Origin of the sequence: Jatrophihabitans lederbergiae (assembly GCF_031845305.1) — a bacterium.
Taxonomy (GTDB): Bacteria; Actinomycetota; Actinomycetes; order Mycobacteriales; family Jatrophihabitantaceae; genus Jatrophihabitans_A; species Jatrophihabitans_A lederbergiae.
The window spans coordinates 1-1,029 of record NZ_JAVREH010000181.1 but is presented as its reverse complement, the minus strand read 5'-3'; the positions used below and the strand labels follow the sequence as shown (position 1 = coordinate 1,029).

General features: G+C 65.5%; 2 protein-coding genes. Both read left to right on the top strand.

Annotated elements, in window-relative coordinates:
• Positions 1 to 8 precede the first annotated feature (8 nt).
• Positions 9 to 86, top strand: a complete 78-nt coding sequence (locus tag RM423_RS26170; protein ID WP_396327883.1) for a type II toxin-antitoxin system YoeB family toxin — start codon at positions 9 to 11, stop codon at positions 84 to 86.
• Between the two features lie 88 nt (positions 87 to 174).
• On the top strand, positions 175 to 891 hold the full coding sequence (locus RM423_RS24855) for an aspartate/glutamate racemase family protein (RefSeq protein WP_311425716.1): 717 nt from the start codon (positions 175 to 177) through the stop codon (positions 889 to 891).
• Positions 892 to 1,029 lie beyond the last annotated feature (138 nt).

Genomic DNA, 1,029 nt, shown 5'->3' with positions numbered 1-1,029 from the left:
CACGCAGGATCGACGAAGCCAACCGCCTCGTCTACTACGTCACCGATGACCACGTCGTCGTCCTGCAAGCCCGGGACCACTACTGACGTCAGGTTCGGGCAACCCCGGGACGCCCGCAGAGGGATCCCCCTGCGGGGCGCGGCCAGCGCGCTGGATGGCAAACTGGTTGCCGTGATGAGGAACGCGCCGCAGGTGATCGGGATGCTCGGTGGGATGAGCTGGGAGTCCAGCGCGCAGTATTACCGGCTGGCCAACGAGATGGTCCGTGAACGGCTTGGTGGTCTGCACTCGGCACGGATCGTGTTGACGTCGGTGGACTTCGCCGACATCGAGGCACTGCAGGTCGCCGGGCGGTGGGACGAGGCCGGGCACCTGCTCGCCGAGGCAGCCCAGGGCCTCGAAGCGGCGGGTGCGGATCTGCTGCTGATCTGCACCAACACGATGCACAAGGTCGCCGACCAGGTCCAAGCCTCGATCGGTATCCCGCTGCTGCACTTGGGCGACGCCACTGCACAGGCGGTGACGAGGGCCGGGCTGACAACGGTCGGGCTGCTCGGTACCGCGTTCACCATGGAGCAGAACTTCTACCGCGACAGGCTCACTAGCCACGGTCTGCGAGTGCTTATCCCGCCATCCCATGACCGGTCCGAGGTACATCGCATCATCTACGATGAGCTGTGTTTGGGGGTGGTCCGAGAGGAGTCCCGGCAGGTCTACCGCGCCGCCATCGTGCGCCTGGTTCAGGCCGGCGCCGAAGGTATCGTGCTTGGCTGCACCGAGATCGAACTGCTGATCTCCGACACGGACAGCCCGGTACCGGTCTTCCCCACCACCCGCCTGCACGTCGAAGCCGCCGTTGACGCGTCTTTGGCCACACGCTCGAACGTCTAACCCCGCAAGAGGATCGGCTTACGAGACGATGTCGCGGCAGCAGTCCGGCCTCATGACACGATCGACTGGTGCCCAGGACGACCGCACCCATGGTTTCAGCGGGAAGCATGGCCCTACGAGCGCAACCGATTCTACGGG